Genomic DNA, 17,322 nt, shown 5'->3' with positions numbered 1-17,322 from the left:
GAGGGAACTCAGGGCAGCCGGGGGAGCAACAGCCGGGCGACGTCCAGCGCCCGGCTGACCGGGGACGACCCGCCGGGTGACCGGTCCTCGGCCGTCCACACGTCGGACAGCACCGCCTTGACGAACCCCCACCCGAGCACCCGGTCGGGCGGCAGGCCCGTCTGGTCCGCGAGCTGCTCCACCCGGGCCGGGACGAGGCGGGTCAACGCCTCGTCGCGGTTGTCCGGGTCGGGATTGAACAACAGCGCCCCGGTGTCGTACCCCGGGTCGCCGACGAGACCGTGCGGATCGATGGCCAGCCACGGCTCGCGCGTCGCGCGCAGGATGTTGTCGTGGTGCAGATCGCCGTGCAGCAGGACCCGGCGGTCGGCCGACGCGCGGAGTTCCCGCATCAGTCCGCCGGCCCGGACCACGAGGTCGAGCGGGAGTGGACCGGCGTCGCCGTACCGTGCCGCGTACGCGTCGAAGGCCCGGACCTGGTCGGCCGCGTCGGGCAGCGGACAGCCCGGCGGTGGTGTCCGGTGCAGGCGCCGCAGTACGCCGACCGCGGCCGAGGTGGCGTCGGCGTCGCGTCGGGGCACCAGGTCCCGGGCCCGCCAGCCGGGCGTCACGCGTTCCAGCAGCAGCGCGCCGCGACCGAGGTCCGCCCGGAGCAGCCGGACCGCGCCCCGGCCGTCGAACGCGGCGAGCGCCGGCGCCTCCTCGGCCAGTGACGGGCCGGTCGGTACGCCCAGCTTGAGCACCGCCGGGGAACCGTCGCCGCGGGTCACCGCGGCGACATAGTGGTACGACAGCTCGTACGGCGGGCCGACGGTGAGGTCCCAGTCCCGGGCCAGGTCGCGCAGGATGGTCGGCAGCCGCGCGAGCCACCGATCGCCGTCGGCACCCCAGTTCGCCCGGACGTTGCGGGCCAACGCGTCGCTGATCACCCGCCGACCGTACGGGAAAGGGGTGCGCGCGACCGGGCCCGGCGCGACGAGGTCGTCGCGCCGGGCCACGCCTCAGGAACCGACCGGCTGGTTCCCGCCGGTCGTCGTCGCCGGGCCGGTCGCGCCGCCCTCGGCCAGCGACCGGGCCTGCTCGGCCCAGTTGGCCAGGCCGGGGGCCGAGCGCAGGTTGGCCGCCCGGATCGCGGCCCGCAGCTCCGGCTCGGTGGCCTCGGCCAGCTGCCGGTAGGTCCGGAAACCGGCGGTCCGCAACGCCACCTCGATCTTCGGCCCGATGCCACCGATCCGACGGAAGTTGTCGTCCGGGCCGTCCGCGGGCCCGGCCTGCGCCGGCACCGTCGCCGGGCCGGTCGACGTGGTGGTGCCGGCTTCCGTGGTCGCCTCGGTCGTCGCGGTGGCGGTACCGGCCGGCTCCGTCGGCTCGGTGGCCGCGGTCGGGTCGGTACCGGCGTCGGCCGGCGCGACGCGTTCCGGGCCCGGCCCGGCCGGGGCGGGCTCGGTCGCGGCGGGCTCGGTCGGCTCGGGCTCGGTCGGCTCGGCGACCGGGACGGGCAGGATCTGCGTGTCGGTACCGCCGGTCGCGCCGTCATCGGCCGTGCTGTCGCCGGACGCGACGCCGACCGGCTCGACGGGCCGGGCCGACTCGTCGGACGGCGCCGGGGTGACCGGCGGGACCGGCTCGGTCGACGGCTCGTCGCCGGTCAACGGGTGCGGCTCCAGGTCGGCCGCGTCCGTCGCGTCCGTCGGGTCCGGACCGCCGGCCGGCGGAGCCGGGTCCTCGACCGCGTCGGGACGCGGCTCGTCGATGACCGCGCCGGTGGGCGCGTCACTCACCGGCGCGGCCGCACCGGCGTGCGTGTCCACCGGCGCGACCGGCGTGCTGACCGGCACGGTCGCGTCGGCGTCGGTGGGCCGGGTGTCCAGCCGGACGGTCTCCTCCGCCGGGGTGTCCAGCCGGACGGTCTCGTCCGCCGGGGTCCCGACCGGGGCGGTCCCGTCGTCCGGGGCGGCCGGCGTGGCCGGAGCCGCCTGGTGCGGGGGCGCCGGTCGCGCGTCCGACCCGCCCTGGGACCGGCCGCGAAGTATCCAGCCGGCGCCCGCTCCGACCAACAGACCCAGCAACAGGTACAGCACGTTCGTCACGGCGACCACCTTCTCGAGTACGGGGGTGTGAAGAAGTCTCGGGGCAGCTTTCCACATCGGCGTCGCACGCCTCGGTCAGGGCCACGACCGCGGCCGTACCGGGGAAGCCGGTCGGCGACCGGCGCGGACGTGGCCCGGACATGCGTCGGCCCGTTCCGCGAGCGACGGGAACGGGCCGGACGAACAACACGGACGGCGGATGCGGAACTACTGCGACGGTTGCGGAACGGCGCACTTGACCTTCGGGTTGACGCCGACGTAGTTCAGCGGTCCGGCGACGATGGTCACGATGGTGGTGCCCGCCGACGCGCAGCTGTCGTTGTCCCGGTTGTAGTAACCGCGCTGTCCCGCGGCGATCGCGCCGATGATCAGCCAGATGACCAGAAGGGCGGCGCCTACCGATCCGATGCGCATGGTCGTCTCCCTGGTGGTGGAAGTGTCGGCGGGATGGCCGACCACCGACGGTCGACTCTCGGCAGTCGGTGACTCGGTGTTGATACCCAACGCGGCTTCGTTCTGAAACGTGGCCGCTCCCCCGCGGCCGGTGGCCACGTCCTCGCGGCCGGTGGCCACGTCCTCGCGTCGGATCCGTCGTTGAGCCGCATGATGGGCGAGCGGGTTCTGATCGTCAACCAGGGGCCTGACGGGCACCGGCTGGTCTACGTCCGGTTGCTGGTCGACGGGGTGCTCGCCCGGTCCGGAACGCCGGTCCTCGCGATGCCGCGGCACGGGTTCGACGCACCGGAGTTCGGTCTGCATCTGGGCGACGTCGCCGACCGGTGCGTTGCCGAACGGATTCCGGATGCCCTCCTCACGCCGGCCCTGGTGCGCCGGTTGGCCGTCCGCACCCGCTGCGACCGGGTCCTCGTGCCGGACGGGGACCGCTTCGCCATCCGGCTCGGGGTCACCGGGTGGCGCCACGGAGCCGAGCTGCGGGTACTGGTGGTGCAGGATCCCCGCTGGTCCGACGACCCGCGACCGGCGCAGCGGCTCAAGATGGCCGTGAAACGGTGGTCGATCGCCCGGGCCCGGCGGTTTCCGCGGGTCCGGGTGCTCTGCCTGGCGGACCAGCGGGTAGCCGGGTCCGGATCGGGTGAGAACGTCGCCGACCCGGTCGTGTTCGACGCCGGGCAGCTCGACCCGTCGGACCTGCGGCAGGAGTTCGGACTGCCGCCGGACCGCTACCTCTTCGTGGTCGTCGGCGCCATGTCGCGGCGGAAGAACCTTCCGATGGTCGTCCGTTCCGTGCTGAGCCTGGCCGACAGCAAGGTGGGACTGTTCGTCTGCGGTCAGATCGGCGGCCCGGTCCGGGACGAGATCGCGCCGTTGTTGCGACGGGCCGACCGGATGGACGTCCCGATCGTGCTCAGCGACCGGCTGCACAGCGACCACGAACTCAACCGCGCGATCCAGGCCGCGGACTGCGTGGTGGTCGCGTACTGCACCTCGACCCCCAACTCGTCGATGGCCAAGGCCGCCCTCGCCGGACGGCGGGCGGTGGTGGTGGGATCGGAACACCTGCGGATGTGGGCGCGGAACGCCGGCATCGACCTCACCGGCCCGTTGGAGCAGTCCACCCTGGAAGAACTCATGCGCCGCGCGGTCAGCCTGCCGGCACCGGCTCCGGTCCCGGGCGCCGATCCTCGTGACTTCGCCGATTCCTTCCTGTGCTGACCGGCCGGCTGCTGGCCGGGCGGCGGATCCCGCCCACGCTCGCCGGGCGGCGGTCGCTGACCGGACAGGCACTGTCCCTGGCCGCGTCGACCGCGATCTCGCAGGTGCTCTACGCCGTCCTGCTCGCCGGCGCGGCCCGTGGCTCGGCGCCCGCGGCGTTCGGTGAGACCGTCAAGGCGATCGGCCTGGGCACCTTCCTGGCGGGCGTCCTCGACCTCGGGTTCACCGCCTACTCATTGCGGGAACTGGCCGCCGGCCGGATGCGCACCGGGGACTACTGGGACGGCCTGCGCACCAAGCTGATCGTCGGCGTGCTCCTCGCCGGTGCGTCGACCGTCGTGGCAGCGGTGTGCTGGCGGGCGGATCTGGTCGCCGGCGCGGCGGTGGTGGCGCTCAGCCGGATGCTGTCCGTCGGGGCGGTCGTGCCGAACCGGGCGGCGTGCCAGACCGGTCGCGTCGGGACGGTCCTGCTGGTGGAACGGTCGGCCGCGTTGGCCGTCTTCGTGGCCGTCACGACGGCCGGGTCCGCGGGCTCCCTGGTCGCCTTCTGGTGCGCCCTGGTGACCGGTGCGGTGCTGGGTGGCGGTGTCGGCGTCGCGCTGTCCGGCGGGGGACGGGAGTTCCTGGCGTCCTGGCGACCGGTCAACCCCTGGTCGGCCGTCGGCGGGTACGGAACCTTCACCCTCGCCGTCAACCTCGGCGCGTTGGACACGGTCGTGCTCGGGATCGCCGGCGGCAGCGCCCACGCCGGCATGTACGGAGCGGTGAGCCGCTGGACGCAGCCGGTCCAGTTGTTGTCCCAGTCGTACGGCGCGGCGGCCGCCCCGGTCATCGCGGCGGCCGGGTCGGCCCGGGAGGCGGTCCGCCGTACCCGGGGGTCGCTCTGGCTCATCGGGGTGGGCGTCGCCGTCTGCGCGTTGCTCGCCGCCGGGGCGGGCAGGTTGGTGCCGGTCCTGCTCGGCGAGGGCTACCGGGACGCCGCGCCGGTGCTCGCCCTGCTCTCCGCCTCGGCGGCCGTGGTGCTGGTCAACCAGCCGCTCGTCGCGTTGCTGCAGGCCCGCGGCTACGACCGGCTGGTGGGGCGGGCGACCATGACGGCCGTCCTGGCGTACCTGTGCGGGGTGTGGGCCCTGGCCGGGTCGTGGGGTGCCGACGGTGCCGCACTGGCCAGCCTGCTCGCCCAGGGCGCGCTGATGACCACGCTGGCGTTCGGGGTGGCCGTGCTCCTGCTGCGCCCGCCGGAGGTCGGGAACCGAACCGTTCCGGCGGGCACGCCGGCGTCGCCGGAAACCGGTCAGGAAAGGACGTCCTTGTAGTAGACGGTCGCCGTCCGCGCCCCGACGACGCCGGAGGCGAAGCCGAAGCACAGCCGTGCCCGATCGGGCCGAGCCGGGTCGGGCAGCTGGATCGCCAGGCCCTCCGGCTCCCGGAACGGCAGCCCGGCAGCGTCGGTGACGAGTCGCCGGTCGACCACCGCCCCGGTTCTCCAGTCCACACACGTCAGATAGGTGTTCCCGGTCGGCGGCTGGGAGCCGCCGCTGCCGTACGACGTTCCCTCCAACAGGTACAGGTGACCGCCGTACGACGTGTAGCCCTGGAAGGAGTAGCTGAGCGTTGGCTGGGCCACGTCGGCGAGCGGGACGAACCGGTTGCGTCGCACGTCGGACAGGTCGTAGAGGCCGAAGCGGAACGCGCCGTCGATCCGGTAGCGCATCACCAACCGACCGGTGGCCGGGTCGATGCCGCACGTCGTACGGTCCGAGCCGGCGACCGGACGGAGCCGACGCACCTCGGGGGAGTCCGGTGTGCGCACCGCGCCGTCGACGAACCGGAACCGGGCCAGTTGCGTTCCCCAGCCGTTGGTGCCGTCGTCGGCCACCGCGTCCACCTCGGTCCACAGGAACGCCGACGAGCCGACCGGTTCGGCGCCGATCTGTACGCCGTGTCCGAAGCCGGTGAGGTACATGTGGCCGAGTTCGTTGCCGGCCAGGTCGAGCCGGGTCAGGCACAGGTCACCGCGGTAGCCGCGGGTCGCGCCGCTGACCGGGGCGCTCTCCCCGGGCAGTTGCCGGCCGCCGGCCATCAGCTGCACGGTGTACACGTGCTTGTTGACGTTGTCGAAGGCCAGCGACTGGATGACCGTCGCGTCGTGCAGCGGGCGGCCCTCGAACAAGGCGGTGCCCGGGGCGGCGAGGTCGAACCGGGTCGCCGGATCGATCCCGCCGGACGGCCGGGCCGGCGCCGGGGCGGTGGACGCGGCGAGCGCCGCACCGCCGGCCCAGATCGCGCCCAGTCCGATCGCGCCGCCGAGACCGGCTGTCCGGATCAGCCGTCGACGACTCATTCCCTGTCGGTCCTGCATCGTCCGTTCCTCCTTCGGGTCGGGAATTTCCTGGTGTCACGCGCCGGCGCGGGCACGCCGACCGGACGTTCACTGGAAGCGTTTGACCACACCGTCGGCGAGGGCGTCGGCCGCCGTGGCCAGGTGCACCCCGGCGGTGTCCAACCGGCCGAGCAACAGGGTGGCCTTGACGACGTCCGCGGTCAGCGGCTGGGCGAGCAGGTCGGAGACCGCGTACTGGTACCGGGTGCGTAGCCCTTGCTTCTTGGCCCGTAGCGCGTGTTCGGCCGCCTGCCGGGGCGTCCCGGGCAGCATCCGTACCGCGACGGCCAACTCGTCCAGCCCGGCGGCGAGCGCGGTCAGCACCGGTTCGTACGCCGACCGGTTGTCGACCGCGAAGAGGTCGACCTCGCGGATGAAGTCCCGGACGGTGTCGAGGACGTCGTCGACCGACCGGGAGAGCCGGAACAGGTCCTCCCGGTCGATCGGTGAGCTGACACTGCGCCGGAGCCGGCCGACCAGGGCGACCCGACCGGTGTCACCCTCGTGCTCGATCTCGGCGATCCGGCCCCGGGCGTCGGTCGGGTCGACCTCGCCGCGGGCCAGCGCGGCGGCCAGCCGCACCCCGTCGGACGCGGCGGTGAGCTGGTCGACGATCAGGTCGGCCAGCACCCGGTCGGTGCGGCCGGACAGGTCCCGCAGCAGGTCGCCCAGCCGGGCCGGCACCATCATGGACCGGGTACCAGCAGCAGGCTGCCCAGCGCGGCGGCCACGAACGCCGCCGGTAGGGTCAGCAACCACGCGCGTCCCAGTCGGATCACGCCACGCCATCGCACCTTCCTCGATCGTCGGGACAGTCCGGTGCCCACCATGGCGCCGGACAGTGACTGGGTCATGCTCACCGGCGCGCCGAGTACCGCGGTGCCGAGCACCACGCCGGCGCCGGAGAGTTCGCTGACCACCACGGCGTCCGGGCGGCCCGCGGTCAGGCCGCCGGCCAGCGCCGCGGCCAGCCGCGGCAGGCCGAGCAGGCCGCCGAGCAGGAAGCAGCCGGTGATGACCAGTACCGCCAGTGGGGACCGGGCGGCGGCGGCCGGGGTCGCGCCGTGCACCGCCGCGTAGACGGCGAGCATCTTCTGCCCGTCGTTGGCGCCGTACGCCAGGCAGGTGGCGCCCAGGGCACCCGCGTGCAGCCGGCGCAGCCGCCGGCCGGCGCCCTCGGGGGCGGGCAGGGCGCCGACGACTCGGGTCAACAGGAGCGCGGCCAGCGCGCCGACGACCGGTGCGACCGCGGCGGCCAGCAGGACGAAGGCGACCGTGGCCCAGTCCACCGGAGCCCGTACGCCGACGCCGGCGCCCGCGATGCCGCCGATCAGCGCCAGCGTCAGGCTGGTGGGCAGGCCCCGGGCGGCCAGCGTGCCGGTGACCAGGACCGCCGCGCCGACACCGGCGATCATCGCGACGGTGGCCCGGCCCTCGTCGAGGGCCACCAGCCGCCCGCCCAGCGTGGCGGCCACCGCGGTACCGACCAGGATCGGGGCGGTGGCCACGGCGACGCAGAGCATGGTGACGGCGGTGACCGGGCGCAGCCCGCCGACCCGCAGTCCGACGCCCACCAGGGCACCGGCGTCGTTGAACCCGGTGAAGGCGGCGAAGAGGGCGGCCAGCGCGAACCCCACCCAACTCAGGTCCGCCGCCATCAGCACCTCCGCCCGGCCCGGCCGGGGTTACCGAGTCGGACTCGTATCGTCCGATCCCGTGGCATGTCGTGTTAGTTAACACTCGATCTTTCCACTTATCAACCGGGCATCACTCGCCGACGCCGTGGAGCGGTCGTCCCCGGATCGGCGGGGCTTTGCCATACAACGGCTCTGACCAGCGCATTACTGGTCGCGGAGATCCTCGGGAGAGGGGTTCCGGCTAACAACGCGCAGCACCCAGGTTCACAGAGAGCTCGTGTTAAGTTAACATCGACTCCTGCTCGCAGGATGCTCGTGGGAGGCGCGGACGCCGATGTTGATCAACCAGCCGGACAGCCCCGATCTGTGGGCGGGCGTGGACGTCGGCACCCAGAGCCTGCGGGTACGGCTCGTCGACGGCGAGGGTGTCGTCGTCGGCAGCGGATCCGGCCCGCTCACCAGCCACCGCGGCGCCGGCACCCACGAACAGGACCCGGAGCAGTGGTGGCGGGTGCTCGGCGACGCGTGCCGGCAGGCGCTGCGCGGGCAGCGCCCCGACCGGGTCGCCGGGCTGGCCATCTGCAGCACCTCCGGCACGTTCCTGCTGGCCGACGCCGACGCCCGACCCCGTACCCCGGCCCTGATGTACGACGACGCGCGGGCCGGCGCCGAGGCGGCCGAGGTGGCCCGGGTCGGGGCCACCCGGTGGGCCGCGCTGGGCTACCCGATGCAGCGCTCGTGGGCGCTGCCCAAGCTGCTCTGGCTGCTGCGACACGCCCCCCAGGGGGTACGGGCGGACGCCATCGCGGGCCGGCTCTCCCTGCTGCACAGTGCGGACTACCTGGCCCGCCGGCTGACCGGCGGGCCGGTCGCCACCGACTGGAGCCACGCCCTGAAGACCGGCTACGACCTCGACGCGGACGGCTGGCCGACCCGCGTGCTGGACGCGCTCGGTGTCCCGCAGGAGCTGCTGCCCGCCGTGGTACGGCCGGGTCGGGAGATCGGCCGGGTCGACCGGGTCGGCTCCGGACACACCGGCCTGCCGGTGGGCGTACCGGTCCGGGCCGGCCTGACCGACGGCTGCGCCGCCCAGACCGCCGCCGGTGCGCTCCGCCCCGGCGCCTGGAACTCGGTCCTCGGCACCACCCTGGTACTCAAGGGGGTCACCGTCGAACGGCTCACCGACCCGGGCGGCGCGGTCTACTCGCACCGGCACCCGGACGGCGGCTGGCTGCCCGGCGGCGCCTCCAACGTCGGTGCCGGCGTCCTGGCGGTCCGCTTCCCCGGCGCCGACCGGGACCGGCTCGAAGCGGCCGCCGCCGGGCACGAACCGGCGGGTGGCCTGAGCTACCCACTGGCCTCCCGGGGGGAGCGGTTCCCGTTCGTGCGTCCGGACGCCGAGCCCTTCGACCTCGGTACGTTCACCGACGACGGGGACCGGTACGCCGCCGTCCTGCAGGGCGTCGCCTTCGTCGAGCGGCTCTGCTTCGACTCGTTGCGGCGACTGGGCGCCGACGTGAGCGGTCCGCTGTCGATCACCGGCGGCGCGACCCGCAGCCACTACTGGAACCAGTTGCGGGCCGACATCCTCGGCCGGGACCTGCTGCTGCCGGCCGATTCCGAACCGGCCTTCGGGATGGCGGTCGTGGCGGCGGCCGGCGACGGCCCGCTGGCGGACACCGCCGCCCGGATGGTCGGCCCGGCCCGGGTGGTGCGACCCCGGCCGGCGGCCGTCGACCGGTTCACTCCCACCTACCACCGCTTCCTCGACGCGCTGTGCGACCGCGGCTACATCGACCCGGCCCCGAGCGCCGGGTCGCGGCCCGAACCGGAGCCGGCGCGATGACCCGGACCGTGGTGGTGCTGGCCCGGCACGGCCGTACCGGGTGGCACTCGCCGAACCGGTACGCCGGCCGCAGCGACATCCCCCTCGACCCGTACGGTGAGCGGCAGGCCGAGGCGCTCGGGCGGTGGGCCGCCGGTCAGGGCTTCACCAGCCTCGGCTGCTCGTCGATGGCCCGGGCCCGGGCCACCGTGGCGCCGACCGAGGCGTCGACCGGACTGACCGCCCGGGTGGACGCGCGGCTGCGCGAGGTGGACTTCGGGATCGCCGAGGGACGTACCCTCGACGACCTGCGGGCCGAGGACCCACGGCTGGTCGAACGGTTCGTCGCCGACCCGGTGGCGCACAGCTTCCCCGGCGGCGAACCGCCCGCCGCCGCGGTCGACCGGGCCCTCGCGGCGCTGACCGACCTGGTCGCCGCCGACCCCGGTGGACGGCTGCTGGTGGTCGCGCACAACACGCTGATCCGGCTGGTCAGCTGCGCGGTGCTGGGCATCCCGCTGAGCGAGTACCGACGCCGGCTGCCCGCGTTCGACCCGGCGGCCACGGTCACCCTGCGGTTCGCCGACGGCGCCGACGAGCCGGTGGCCCTGCTGGCCTACAACGTGCCGGTGCCGATGGAATGGCAGCATCAGCCCGTCACCGACGCCGACCAACCGAGGACGCGATGAGTGCTTCCGAACCGCAGGCCGACCGCGGTCGCCCCGCCCAACGCCAGGCCGAGATCGCCGAACACGTCCTGCAACACGGTTCGGTCTCGGCCACCGAACTGGCCGAGATGTTCCACGTCAGCCTGATGACCATCCACCGCGACCTGGACGAACTGGAACGCCAGGGCGTGGTCCGCAAGTTCCGGGGCGGGGTGAGCGCCCAACCGTCCAGCGTCTTCGAGTCCAACGTCTCCTACCGGCTGCGTGCCTCCCGGCAGGAGAAGCTGGCGCTGGCCCGGCGGGCCCGCGAACTGATCGAACCGGGCATGGCGGTGATGCTGGACGACTCGACCAGCACGTTGGAACTCGCCCGGCTGCTGCACGACGCCGCGCCGCTGACGGTCATCACCAACTTCCTGGAGACCATCAAACTGCTCTCCGGGGTACGCGGCATCCGGCTGCTCTCGCTCGGCGGCGAGTACTTCGCCACCCACGACTCGTTCCTCGGCGTGCCCTGCATCGAGGCGATCGAGGCGTTGCGGGTCGACCTGCTCTTCGCCTCCACCTCCGCGGTGTCCGGCAGCTACGCCTACCACCAGGAGCAGGAGATCGTACTGGTCAAGCGGGCGATGATCCGGGCCGCGCAGCGGGCGGTGCTGATGGTCGACCACACCAAGCTCGGTCGGGTGGCGTTGCACCGGGTCGCCCCGTTGCGGGACTTCGACCTGGTGCTCACCGACGCCAGCGCCCCCGAGAACAGCCTCCGGGAGATGCGGGAGAACGGTGTCAGCTACGAGGTCGCCTGAACCCGTCGTGGTCGGCGTGGACGCCGGCACGACGGTCACCAAGGCCGTGGCGTTCGACCCGGCCGGTGTGCCGCTGGCCCGGGTGGCCCGGCCCACCGCGCTGCACCGGGTCGCCGACGGCTGGTACGAGCAGGACGCCGACCAGGTGGTCGACTCGGTCCGGCAGGTGCTGGCCGAGTTGACCGCCGCCGTCGACCGGCCGGTGGCCGGCGTCGGCGTCACCGCGCAGGGCGACGGGCTGTGGCTGGTCGACCCGGCCGGTCGGCCGGTCCGCCCGGCGATCTCCTGGATGGACGGCCGGGCCGCGTCGATCGTGGAGCGCTGGGCCGCCGGTGGGCTGCTGGAGTCGGCCTACCGGCGTACCGGCGGGCTGATGTTCCCCGGCGCGTCCGGTCCGTTGCTGGCCTGGCTGGACGAGCACGAACCGGCCGCCCTCGACCGGGCCGCCACCGCCGCGTACTGCAAGGACGTGGTGCTGCAACGGTTGACCGGGGAACGGGCCACCGATCCCAGCGACGCCTCCATGCCGTTCCTGGATCCGCGCACCCGACGGTACGACGACGAACTGCTGGCCGCCTGCGGCCTGGCGCACCGGCGGGACCTGCTCGCCCCGGTGCACGACACCCCGTACGGCCGGCTGCTGCCGTCGCCCGCCGACGGCACCGGGCTGCCCGCCGGTACGCCGGTGGTGGCCGCCCCGTACGACCTGCCCGCCTCGGCCTGGGGGGCCGGCGTGACCCGGCCCGGCGACGGGTTGCTCATCCTCGGCACCACGCTGGCCTGCCAGGTCCTGGTCGACCGGCCGGATGCCGCCGGCGAGCCGTGCGGTTTCGTGCTGAGCACCTGGCAGCCGGACCGCTGGCTGCGGGCGTTGCCCGCGATGGTCGGCACCGCCGCCCTGGACTGGGTGCTCCGGTTGGTCGGTGCCGACCTCACCGACCTGCCCCGCCTGCTGGCGCAGGGGCGGTCCGACGGCCTGACGGTGCTGCCGTACCTCGCCGAGTCGGGGGAGCGGGCGCCGTTCGTGGCGCCCCGGGCCCGGGGCCGGATCGACGGTCTGCACCTGGGCACCGGTCCGGCGGACCTGGTCCGGGCGGTCTGCGAGGCGGTCGCCTACAGCGCCCGGCACTGCCTCACCACCGCCGGGCTGACCGGCGAACTGGTCGCCTGCGGGGGCGGGCTGGCCTCGACCGCCTGGGCGCAGATCCTCGCCGACGTGCTGGACCGGCCGGTCCGGGTGCTGGCCGGCCAGGAGGTCGGCGCGCTGGGCGCCGCCCTGGCCGCCCGCCGGGTGCTCGGCGAGCCGGCCACCGCCCCCGCGGACGCCGGTCGCGTGCACCACCCGGACCCCGTGGCGGCCCGCCGGTACGCCGACGGGTACGCCCGCTACCTCGACCACGTGGCCAACGCCCGCGCCGGTTGGGGCCAGGTCTGACCGACCGGACGAGACACCTCAGGAAGGACACCCCCGCACCGTGCAACTGAACAGGATCCTGGTCGTCGGCGACCACTTCGTCACTCCCCAGCTCTTGACCGACGCGCTGCGCGACCGGCTCGGCGCCGGCGTCGAGCTGCCCGAACTCACCCTGCCCTGGCCGCACACGCCGTTCGGCCCGGTCGCGGAGGTCGACGAGGCGTCCGGCGACGAGGACGAGCTGATCGCGGCGCTGCCCGGGGCGCAGGCGGTGGTCACCCAGATGGCCCCGCTGACCGCCCGGGTGCTGGCCGCCGCCGAGGACCTGCGACTGGTGGTGGTCTGCCGCGGCGGTCCGGTCAACGTCAACCTGAAGGCCGCCGCCGACCGGGGCGTCGAGGTACGTACCACCCCGGGTCGCAACGCGGTGGCCGCCGCGGAGCACACCGTCGCGCTGCTGCTGGCCGCCCTGCGCCGGGTCCCGGACACCGACGCCGGGGTGCGCGCCGGCCAGTGGCGCAGCGACCTGTACGCGCTGGACGCCGTCGGCTCCGAACTGGCCGGCAGCACCGTCGGCCTGGTCGGGTACGGCGCGATCGGCCGGCGGGTGGGCCGGATCCTGCGCGCCTTCGACGCCGAGGTGCTGGTGCACGACCCGTACGCGGACCCGGCGACCCTGGACGGCGCCGAGTCGGTCGGGCTGGACGACCTGTTGCGCCGCTCGTCGGTGCTGAGCCTGCACGCCCGGCTCACCCCGGACACCACCGGCATGATCGGCGCGGCGGAGCTGGCCCGGTTGCCGCGCGGCGCCGTCCTGGTCAACACCGCCCGCGGTGGCCTGCTCGACTACGACGCCGCGGTGGACGCGCTCCAGGCCGGGCACCTCGGCGCCGCCGCGTTCGACGTCTTCGACGCCGAGCCGATCCCGGCCGACTCCCGGCTGCGGACGGCGCCCCGGACGGTGCTGACGCCGCACCTGGCCGGGGCCACCCGGCAGACCGCCGAGCGGGCCGCCACGCTGGCCGCCGACGAGGTCCTCGCGTACCTGGGCCGGCGGTGAACCCGGCCGAGCTGCTGCCGGTCGCCCAGGCGGCGACCGGCGTCGCGGCCGAGCTGATCCGCACCCGGTTCCCCGGCGCGCTGACCGCCAAGGGCGACCGGGACATGGCCTCCGAGGTCGACTACGCGGTCGAGCGGGCGGTACGCGACCTGCTGCGGGAGCGGACGCCGCAGGTCGGGTTCCTCGGCGAGGAGGAGGGCCGCTCCGGTGCCGCGGCGGAGCTGACCTGGGTGCTCGACCCGGTCGACGGGACGGTCAACTTCGTGCACGGGCTGCCGCTGTGCGCGGTCTCGCTCGGCCTGGTGCGCGGCGACCGGGCAGTGCTCGGCGTGGTCGAGGCGCCGTTCCTGGGCACCCGCTACCACGCGGTGACCGGTGCTGGGGCGTACGCGGACGGCGAGCGGATCCGGGCCAGCGGGGTGGCCAAGCTGGCCGACGCCGTGGTGGCGGTCGGTGACTACGCGGTGGGCCCGGACGCCGATCTGGCGAACCGGCTGCGGCTCGCGGTGACGGCCCGGCTGGTGCCCCGGGTACAGCGGATCCGGATGCTCGGCACCGCGGCGATCGACCTGGCCTGGCTCGCCCACGGGCGGTTGGACGCGCTGGTCATGCTGGCCAACAACCCGTGGGACACGGCGGCCGGGGTGGTGCTGGCCCGGGAGGCGGGGGCGGTGGTGGTGGACCGGCACGGGGCGAACCACCACACCGGCTCGGCCGAGACGGTGGCCGGCGGCGCGGCCCTGCTCGAGGAGCTGCTTCCGCTGATCCGGGCCGCGGCGACGGCGACGGGCTGACCCGCCCGGCCGCCGGGGGTCGCCGCCGTGGTGTTTAACGCCGGGTAGCGGCCTTCTTAACATTGAAACTAACAGCCCTCATTCGGCGTCCGGCCGGGAGTGGCCTCCGCCGATCGTGCCGTGGAATCCGTCCTGAACAGGCAGGACGCTTGTTACCAGATCGTTTTGGCCGGACGTGCTACGTGACTCTTGCTCGCTTTGCGTCCATCGTGTTAACTACCGTCGTGAAGGAAACGCTCTAGAGCGTTAAAAGCGTCGGTTCCGACCTCCGCCGCAAGGAGACCCCCGTGTTCATGACCATCGCGCACCGAGGCGACCCGCTCGTGCACCGCGAGAACACCCTGCCCTCGTTGCAGTCCGCCGTCGACAAGGGCGCCAACACGCTGGAGTTCGACCTGCGGCTGACCCGGGACGGGCAGATCGTCCTGCTGCACGACGCGTCGCTCGAGCGGCTCTGGGGCGTCCCCGGGCAACTCGCCGACCATACCCTGTCCGACCTGCGGCAACTTACCCAGTCCGACCTGCGGCAACGCGACCTGGGCGGGTATCGGCTGCCGTTGTTCGAGGAGGTGCTCGCGGCGTTCCCGGAGACCACCTTCCTGGTCGACCTGAAGACCGACGACGTGGTCGCGCCGGCCGTCCGGACGCTGCGCGAATTCGGTGGTGACGCCTTCGAGCGGTCCATCTTCGTCGCGGCCCGCAAGGGTGGCCGGGAGGCGCTGATCGAGTTGCGCCGGAACGAGCCGGACGCGGTGATCGGACTGGACTGGACGGCCGCCGAACCGCCCGCCGAGGAACTGCTCGACACCCTGCGGCCGCAGTACTTCGGCCCGCGCTGGGCGGTCGCCGACGCCGCCGGCGTGCCGGCCATGCGCGAGCGCGGCTACCGGGTCTGGGTGGGGCCGCTGGCCGACCCCGGACAGGTCGCCGACGCCCTCGCGTACGGGGTGGACGGCATCGTCGCCGACGACATCTCGGACCTGCTCGCCCGCTGCGCGGCGGGTGCCGGTGCCGGCGCACCCGGCCAGGGCGACTGAGCCGGAGTGCGGACGTGAGCGTCAACGAGTCCACGCTGCGACCCGGCGCCCGGCGGTCACCCGTCGCCGGATCGGGGGCCGGCCGGTCGGGTGGCACCCCCGGCCGGCCGGCCGGCGTCCCGTCCGGGTCGGTCCGCCCGCGGCGCCGGCCCGGCCGACTCCGCGAATACCTGATCTTCCTCGCCTTCGTGGCGCCGAACTTCGTCCTGCTGGGCGTCTTCTCCTACTGGCCGGTGGTCTACAACGGTTACCTGAGCCTGACCGACTGGAACATGATCGCACCGGTCAAGCGGTTCGTCGGGCTGGACAACTACGTCGACATGTTCACCGGCGCCGAGTTCCGCGACGTCATGGTGAACACGGCCTACTTCATGGTCGGCGTGGTGGCCGGCAGCATGGCCCTCGGCCTGGCCGTGGCCCTGCTGCTCAACAAGGCGCTCAAGGGCCGCGGGCTGGTCCGTACCATGGTCTTCGCCCCGCACGTGCTCTCCGGCGCCGCCGTCGGTCTGGCCTGGGCGTTCATCTTCGACCCCAACTACGGCCTGTCCCGGGTCTTCTTCGAGCTGTTCGGCGCCTCGTCGCCGGGCTGGCTGACCGAGTCGAGCTGGGCGATGCCCGCCATCATGATCGTCTACCTCTGGAAGAACATCGGCTTCGCGGCGATCGTCTACCTCGCCGGCCTTCAGGGACTGCCGAAGGACCTCTACGAGTCGGCCGCGCTGGACGGGGCGGGCGGCTGGACGCTGTTCCGCCGGATCACCCTGCCGTTGCTGTCGCCGGTGACCTTCTTCCTCACCATCACCACCATCATCTCGTCCTTCCAGGCGTTCGACGTGATCGCCATGATGACCGGCGGCGGGCCGGGCGACGCCACGTCCATCCTGTCCTGGTACGTCTACGACAAGGGCTTCAGCGACTTCCAGGCCGGTCCGGCCGCCGCCGGTGCCGTGGTGATGTTCGTGATCCTGCTGGCGATCACCCTCCTGCAGACCCGATACCTCGAGCGGAAGGTGCACTACCGGTGACCGCCACGACCGATACCGAGGTGCCCGCCGCCGACCGGGCGGTACCGCCCCGGACCACCGCGCCCACGCCGTCCGGCCTGCCCGGCCGGGCCCGCCGGCTCGGGCTCCACCTGCTGCTGGTCGCCGTCGGCGCGCTGATGGTCGGCCCGCTGTACTGGCTGTTCACCTCGTCGCTCAAGACCTCCGGCGACATCCACTCCTTCCCGCCGGTGTGGTGGCCGTCGAAGGCGGAGTGGGGCAACTACGCCCAGGCCTGGCGGGCGGCGCCGTTCGGCGACTTCTACCTGAACTCGGTGATCACCACCGCGGTCGGCACCGCGCTGGAGGTGGCCAACGCGGTCCTCACCGCGTACGCCTTCGTCTTCCTGCGCTTCCCGTTCAAGCGGGTGCTGTTCGCGGTGCTGCTGGCCGCGCTGATGGTGCCGGGCCACGTCACCCTGCTGCCCAACTACCTGACCATCGCCGACCTGGGCTGGATCAACACCTACCAGGGCATCATCGTCCCCGGCGCCGGTTCGGCGTTCGCCGCCTTCCTGCTGCGCCAGCACATGCTGACGCTGCCCGAGGAGGTCATCGACGCCGCTCGGGTGGACGGGGCCGGGCACCTGCGCCGGCTGTTCAGCGTGGTGCTGCCGCTGTCCCGGCCGATGGTGGTCACCGTGACGATCGTGTCGCTGGTCAGCAAGTGGAACGACTTCATCTGGCCGCTCATCGTCACCAACACCGACAGCATGCGCACCCTGCCGGTCGGGCTGCTGATGCTCAAGAACGCCGAGGGCTACGTCAACTGGGGGTCGCTGATGGCCGCCGTGGTGTTCGTGGTGCTGCCGGTACTGCTCGTCTTCCTCGTCGCCCAACGACACATCGTGGCCGGACTCACCCAGGGCGCGGTCAAGGGATGATCCCCGG

At 73.8% G+C, this 17,322-nt stretch carries 17 protein-coding genes; 11 read left to right on the top strand and 6 right to left on the bottom strand.

Going from position 1 to position 17,322, the window contains the following annotated elements; translation table 11 throughout:
* Window positions 1-8: 8 nt before the first annotated feature.
* The 3 genes from ACFOX0_RS21630 to ACFOX0_RS21620 form a co-directional block, all read right to left on the bottom strand.
* Window positions 9-929, bottom strand: a complete 921-nt coding sequence (locus ACFOX0_RS21630) for an aminoglycoside phosphotransferase family protein (RefSeq protein WP_377548909.1) — start codon at window positions 927-929, stop codon at window positions 9-11.
* Between the two features lie 72 nt (window positions 930-1,001).
* Window positions 1,002-2,090, bottom strand: a complete 1,089-nt coding sequence (locus ACFOX0_RS21625; protein ID WP_377548906.1) for a hypothetical protein — start codon at window positions 2,088-2,090, stop codon at window positions 1,002-1,004.
* Window positions 2,091-2,297: 207 nt separating this feature from the next.
* Window positions 2,298-2,504: a hypothetical protein gene (locus ACFOX0_RS21620; protein WP_377549098.1), complete on the bottom strand. Its 207-nt coding sequence runs from the start codon at window positions 2,502-2,504 to the stop codon at window positions 2,298-2,300.
* Between the two features lie 180 nt (window positions 2,505-2,684).
* Here ACFOX0_RS21620 and ACFOX0_RS21615 point away from each other — a divergent pair, with 180 nt between their 5' ends.
* Together ACFOX0_RS21615 and ACFOX0_RS21610 are read left to right on the top strand one after the other, a co-directional pair.
* Window positions 2,685-3,764 carry a hypothetical protein gene (locus ACFOX0_RS21615; protein ID WP_377548903.1) on the top strand — a complete coding sequence of 360 codons (1,080 nt, stop codon included), beginning with the start codon at window positions 2,685-2,687 and terminating at the stop codon, window positions 3,762-3,764.
* Complete coding sequence (locus tag ACFOX0_RS21610) at window positions 3,758-5,080, top strand: lipopolysaccharide biosynthesis protein (RefSeq protein WP_377548901.1); 1,323 nt, start codon at window positions 3,758-3,760, stop codon at window positions 5,078-5,080. Before ACFOX0_RS21615 ends, ACFOX0_RS21610 begins: the two co-directional genes overlap by 7 nt.
* Here the strand turns inward: ACFOX0_RS21610 and ACFOX0_RS21605 are convergent.
* From ACFOX0_RS21605 to ACFOX0_RS21595, 3 genes are all read right to left on the bottom strand, one after another.
* Entirely contained in the window at window positions 5,059-6,126 is a 1,068-nt protein-coding gene (locus tag ACFOX0_RS21605; protein WP_377548898.1) for a phage baseplate protein, read from the bottom strand. The two genes, ACFOX0_RS21610 and ACFOX0_RS21605, sit on opposite strands and share 22 nt — an antisense overlap.
* Window positions 6,127-6,195: 69 nt before the next feature.
* Window positions 6,196-6,837, bottom strand: coding sequence for a DUF47 domain-containing protein (locus ACFOX0_RS21600; protein WP_377548896.1), 642 nt, complete (start codon window positions 6,835-6,837; stop codon window positions 6,196-6,198).
* Window positions 6,834-7,805, bottom strand: coding sequence for an inorganic phosphate transporter (locus ACFOX0_RS21595; protein ID WP_377548894.1), 972 nt, complete (start codon window positions 7,803-7,805; stop codon window positions 6,834-6,836). Before ACFOX0_RS21595 ends, ACFOX0_RS21600 begins: the two co-directional genes overlap by 4 nt.
* A 313-nt stretch (window positions 7,806-8,118) precedes the next feature.
* Here ACFOX0_RS21595 and ACFOX0_RS21590 point away from each other — a divergent pair, with 313 nt between their 5' ends.
* The 9 genes from ACFOX0_RS21590 (at window position 8,119) to ACFOX0_RS21550 (ending at window position 17,315) form a co-directional block, all read left to right on the top strand.
* A complete protein-coding gene (locus ACFOX0_RS21590; protein WP_377548892.1) occupies window positions 8,119-9,630 on the top strand; it encodes an FGGY-family carbohydrate kinase in 1,512 nt (503 codons plus the stop codon).
* Window positions 9,627-10,298 (top strand): histidine phosphatase family protein, encoded by a 672-nt coding sequence (locus tag ACFOX0_RS21585; RefSeq protein ID WP_377548890.1) that lies wholly within the window; start codon window positions 9,627-9,629, stop codon window positions 10,296-10,298. The genes ACFOX0_RS21590 and ACFOX0_RS21585 overlap by 4 nt, the downstream gene beginning before the upstream one ends.
* Entirely contained in the window at window positions 10,295-11,083 is a 789-nt protein-coding gene (locus ACFOX0_RS21580; protein ID WP_377548888.1) for a DeoR/GlpR family DNA-binding transcription regulator, read from the top strand. Before ACFOX0_RS21585 ends, ACFOX0_RS21580 begins: the two co-directional genes overlap by 4 nt.
* A gap of 7 nt (window positions 11,084-11,090) precedes the next feature.
* Window positions 11,091-12,518 carry an FGGY family carbohydrate kinase gene (locus ACFOX0_RS21575; RefSeq protein WP_377548885.1) on the top strand — a complete coding sequence of 476 codons (1,428 nt, stop codon included), beginning with the start codon at window positions 11,091-11,093 and terminating at the stop codon, window positions 12,516-12,518.
* Window positions 12,519-12,558: 40 nt separating this feature from the next.
* Window positions 12,559-13,557, top strand: coding sequence for a 2-hydroxyacid dehydrogenase (locus ACFOX0_RS21570; protein WP_377548883.1), 999 nt, complete (start codon window positions 12,559-12,561; stop codon window positions 13,555-13,557).
* Entirely contained in the window at window positions 13,554-14,351 is a 798-nt protein-coding gene (locus ACFOX0_RS21565; protein WP_377548880.1) for an inositol monophosphatase family protein, read from the top strand. Before ACFOX0_RS21570 ends, ACFOX0_RS21565 begins: the two co-directional genes overlap by 4 nt.
* Window positions 14,352-14,644: 293 nt before the next feature.
* Window positions 14,645-15,388, top strand: coding sequence for a glycerophosphodiester phosphodiesterase (locus ACFOX0_RS21560; RefSeq protein WP_377549096.1), 744 nt, complete (start codon window positions 14,645-14,647; stop codon window positions 15,386-15,388).
* Window positions 15,389-15,402: 14 nt separating this feature from the next.
* Window positions 15,403-16,413 carry a carbohydrate ABC transporter permease gene (locus ACFOX0_RS21555; RefSeq protein ID WP_377548878.1) on the top strand — a complete coding sequence of 337 codons (1,011 nt, stop codon included), beginning with the start codon at window positions 15,403-15,405 and terminating at the stop codon, window positions 16,411-16,413.
* The gene (locus tag ACFOX0_RS21550; RefSeq protein ID WP_377548876.1) at window positions 16,410-17,315 is read left to right on the top strand and encodes a carbohydrate ABC transporter permease; all 906 of its coding nucleotides are present in this window, start codon (window positions 16,410-16,412) and stop codon (window positions 17,313-17,315) included. The genes ACFOX0_RS21555 and ACFOX0_RS21550 overlap by 4 nt, the downstream gene beginning before the upstream one ends.
* Window positions 17,316-17,322: the final 7 nt, after the last annotated feature.

Origin of the sequence: Micromonospora zhanjiangensis (assembly GCF_042650605.1) — a bacterium.
GTDB classification, from domain to species: Bacteria; Actinomycetota; Actinomycetes; order Mycobacteriales; family Micromonosporaceae; genus Micromonospora_J; species Micromonospora_J zhanjiangensis.
The sequence above is the reverse complement of the archived record's forward strand: the minus strand, read 5'-3'. Positions and strand labels throughout refer to the sequence as shown.

Coding starts and splice junctions, on each gene's coding strand:
- ACFOX0_RS21605 (WP_377548898.1), bottom strand. CDS start 6,126: ATGCAGGACCGACAGGGAATGAGTCGTCGACGGCTGATCCGGACAGCC.
- ACFOX0_RS21595 (WP_377548894.1), bottom strand. CDS start 7,805: ATGGCGGCGGACCTGAGTTGGGTGGGGTTCGCGCTGGCCGCCCTCTTC.
- ACFOX0_RS21585 (WP_377548890.1), top strand. CDS start 9,627: ATGACCCGGACCGTGGTGGTGCTGGCCCGGCACGGCCGTACCGGGTGG.
- ACFOX0_RS21560 (WP_377549096.1), top strand. CDS start 14,645: ATGACCATCGCGCACCGAGGCGACCCGCTCGTGCACCGCGAGAACACC.
- ACFOX0_RS21600 (WP_377548896.1), bottom strand. CDS start 6,837: ATGATGGTGCCGGCCCGGCTGGGCGACCTGCTGCGGGACCTGTCCGGC.
- ACFOX0_RS21590 (WP_377548892.1), top strand. CDS start 8,119: ATGTTGATCAACCAGCCGGACAGCCCCGATCTGTGGGCGGGCGTGGAC.
- ACFOX0_RS21580 (WP_377548888.1), top strand. CDS start 10,295: ATGAGTGCTTCCGAACCGCAGGCCGACCGCGGTCGCCCCGCCCAACGC.
- ACFOX0_RS21620 (WP_377549098.1), bottom strand. CDS start 2,504: ATGCGCATCGGATCGGTAGGCGCCGCCCTTCTGGTCATCTGGCTGATC.